This window comes from Arthrobacter sp. B0427-1-12 (assembly GCF_059092905.1).
Window position 1 is genome coordinate 1 of record NZ_JBNHIC010000120.1, and the last position, 3,466, is coordinate 3,466.

Annotated in this window: 3 protein-coding genes; all 3 read left to right on the forward strand. The window is 63.3% G+C overall.

The features are described 5' to 3' along the window. A partial coding sequence (locus AC5RWU_RS23890; RefSeq protein WP_493986659.1) for a pyruvate carboxylase subunit B occupies positions 1 to 1,461 on the forward strand: 1,461 nt, incomplete at its 5' end. Positions 1,462 to 1,463: 2 nt separating this feature from the next. Further along, positions 1,464 to 1,991 (forward strand): acetyl-CoA carboxylase biotin carboxyl carrier protein, encoded by a 528-nt coding sequence (gene accB / locus AC5RWU_RS23895; protein WP_493986660.1) that lies wholly within the window; start codon positions 1,464 to 1,466, stop codon positions 1,989 to 1,991. Then, the gene (gene accC / locus AC5RWU_RS23900) at positions 1,984 to 3,345 is read left to right on the forward strand and encodes an acetyl-CoA carboxylase biotin carboxylase subunit (RefSeq protein WP_493986661.1); all 1,362 of its coding nucleotides are present in this window, start codon (positions 1,984 to 1,986) and stop codon (positions 3,343 to 3,345) included. The genes accB and accC overlap by 8 nt, the downstream gene beginning before the upstream one ends. Positions 3,346 to 3,466 lie beyond the last annotated feature (121 nt).

A 3,466-nucleotide genomic window follows, 5' to 3' on the forward strand; every position in this document is an offset into this window, starting at 1 on the left:
CGCGAGATCAAGATCATTGACACCACGCTGCGTGATGCGCATCAGAGCATCTGGGCGACGCGCATGCGGACTGAACACATTGAGCAGATGGCTGCGGACTTCGACAAGGTTGGCTATGAGCACGTCGATCTCGTGGCGCCGATCCAGTTCGACGTGGCAGTGCGCTACCTCAAGGAAGACCCGTGGGAACGGGTGCGCCGCGCCCATGAGCTCGCCCCGAACACCAAATTCCGCGCGCTCATCCGTTCCCGGAACATCGCCGCGTTCGATTTTTTGCCCGATGACGTGATCATGGCCTGGGTGGAGCGGCTCTACGTCAACGGATTCCGCGTGATCGGCTCCTTCGACGGGCTGAATGACATCGACAACATTGCTCCCGGTCTGCGCCGTGCCAAGGAGCTCGGAGCCGAGACGTTCGGCGCGGTGTCGTTCTGTGAGAGCCCCGTCCACACGGATGAGCTGTTCGTCGCGAAGGCACAGGAGCTGATCGAGAAGGCCGACGTCGACCGGATCATGCTCAAGGATGCCGGTGGGCTGCTGACGCCAGAGCGTATCCGCACTCTCGTGCCGGCGCTCAAGGACGTCATCGGTGATCGTCCGCTCGAAGTGCACACCCACTCGCTCACCGGCCTGGCACCGCTGGTCTGCCTGGAGGCGGCCGAGGCCGGCGCGGATTCGCTGCACCTCTCGGTGGCACCGCTCGCGTCCGGCAACGGCCAGCCTTCGGTGCAGAACGTCGTGCGTGACCTGCGTGCGCTGGGCTACGTCGTGAACATCGACGACGAGAGGATCGGCGAGATCAGCGAGAAGATCCGCACGATCGCCGAGCACGAGGACAAGCCGCTCGGGGAGCCGATCGAGTACAACGGACTGCACTTCATGCACCAGACCCCTGGCGGCATGCTGTCGAACTTCCGTACCCAGCTCGCGACGGCGGGTCTTGCTGATCGTTACGACGAGTTGTTGCTCGAAATCGCCCGTGTCCGCTCTGAACTGGCCTACCCGATCATGATCACCCCCTTCGCTCAGTTCGTCGGAACACAGGCGGCCATGAACGTCATGACCGGTGAGCGCTACAAGATGGTGCCGAACGAGATCAAGAAGTATGTGCTCGGTTACTACGGTGACTTGCTCGCCGAGATCGACCCCGAGTTGCGGCAGAAGATCATCGACAACGGCGCGTCGGATATCGCGCTCGAGCCCAGCGAACCGAAGCCCATGCTCGACGACCTTGCGGCGCGGTATCCCGAGGAGTCGATTGATCACCACCTGCTGCGCGCGATGTTCGCCGGAAGCCAGGTCGACGAGATGAAGATGGCCGTCGCCTCGGGCGGTAACCCCGACGAGATCCCGCACCCGTTGCTCGGGATCGTGAAGTCGCTGCACGCAACCGGCCATACCGGTACCAAGACCCTGAATGCCGGAGACCTGAAGATCAGCATTACCCAAGGAGAGAACTGACCATGTCGCTGAACCAGCCTGACATCCGCGAACTCAAGGCCCTCGTCGACTGGGCCCACACCACCACCGACGTGCATGAACTGTCCATCAAGTACGGTGAGGTCGAGCTGTTCGTGTCGCGCAACGGGCGCACCGCCGCGGCCGCGCCAGCCGCAGCTCCCACCGCGACGCCCGCTCCTGCTCCCGTAGCGGCTCCTACCCCCGTGGCTACGGCCCCTGCAGTTGCTCCCGCCCCTGCCGCTCCTGCGGCGGCTCCCGTTTCCGCTCCGGCCGCGGTCGCCGAGGATGAGGTCGTCATCACGGCCCCGATGGTCGGCACGTTTTATGCCTCCCCGAAACCCGGCTCACCTGCATTCGTGAACGTGGGCGACCGCGTCACCAAGGATTCGGTGCTGTGCATCCTCGAGGTGATGAAGCTGATGAGCAACATCGAGGCGAAGGTCGATGGTGTGGTCGTGCAGATTCTCGTGGAGAACGAGCAGGCGGTCGAGTACGGTCAGCCGCTCATGGTGGTCAAGCGCGATGCCTGAGCAGCTGCACAGCGTCCTCATCGCGAACCGGGGTGAGATCGCGCTCCGCATCATCCGCGCGTGCCAGGAACTCGGGATCCGCAGCGTCCTCGCCTACTCCGAGGCCGACCGCGATTCGCTTCCGGTCAAGCTCGCTGACCAGGCGGTCTGCATCGGGCCGGCAAACTCGGCCAAGAGCTACCGCGATCCGCGCGCAGTCATCAGCGCCGCACTGGCGTTCAAGGTCGATGCGATTCATCCGGGTTACGGATTCCTGGCCGAGAACGCTGATTTCGCGGCAATGTGCGAAGAGGAGGGAGTGGGCTTCGTCGGCCCTGCCTCGGACATCATCCGCCGCATGGGTGACAAGATCGAGGCCAAGAAGATCGCTCGCGCAGCCGGCGTGCCGACGGTCCCCGGATCGCTTGGCACGATCGCCGAGTACGATGAGGCGCTCACCGTGGCCGGTGAGGTCGGCTACCCGCTCTTGATCAAGGCGGCGGCGGGCGGTGGTGGCCGCGGCATGCGCGTCGTCGAGTCGGGCGAGACGCTTGAGCGGGACCTCAGTGAGATCATGTCAGAGGCCGAGACGGCCTTCGGGGATCCGTCCGTGTACATTGAGCGGTACCTCACGGATATCCGGCATATCGAGATCCAGGTCATGTCCGACGGTGAGTCGACCGTGCATCTCGGTGAGCGGGACTGCACGGCGCAACGACGCAATCAGAAGCTGGTCGAGGAGGCCCCGTCACCCGTCCTCGATGACGAACTGCGCGAAGGCCTCGCCAAGGCCGCCGTCGCACTATGCCAGCAGGTCGGTTACCGCAACGCCGGCACAGTGGAGTTCGTGTTCGACAACATCGATCGAAAGTACTACTTCATCGAGATGAACACCCGCATCCAGGTCGAACACCCGGTGTCGGAGATGATCACGGGAATCGACCTGATCAAGCTCCAGCTCGAAATCGCCGCAGGCAATCCGCTGCCGTTGACCCAGGAAGACATCGTCATCCGCGGCCACGCGATCGAGTGCCGCATCAACGCAGAGGATCCGCAGAGAGGGTTCCTCCCGAGCCCCGGCTTGATCAAGGGCTTCCGCGCCCCGGGTGGGTTCGGGGTGCGGCTCGACACGCACATTGAGGCGGGGTACGTGATTCCGCCGTTCTATGACTCGATGGTCGGCAAGCTCATCGTCTGGGGGCAGGACCGCCAGGAGGCGATCACTCGGGCATTGCGGGCGATCGAGGAAATGGAAATTGACGGCGTTACTACGACGGCTAATTTCCAGGGCGAGATCCTCGATAGCGAGGTGTTCCGCAGTGGTGATTTCAATACCGCTTTCGTCGCGGAGTTCCTGGCCACCGAGGCGACCTGAAGTGCTTGCGGGAGGGCTGTACCGACAGCAGTACGGCCCTCCCGCGTGGATCTTCGGCATTCATCAGTAGGCTCGGATAATAAGGCGAATGTGACACTTTCCGTCATGGGAGATGAGGGAT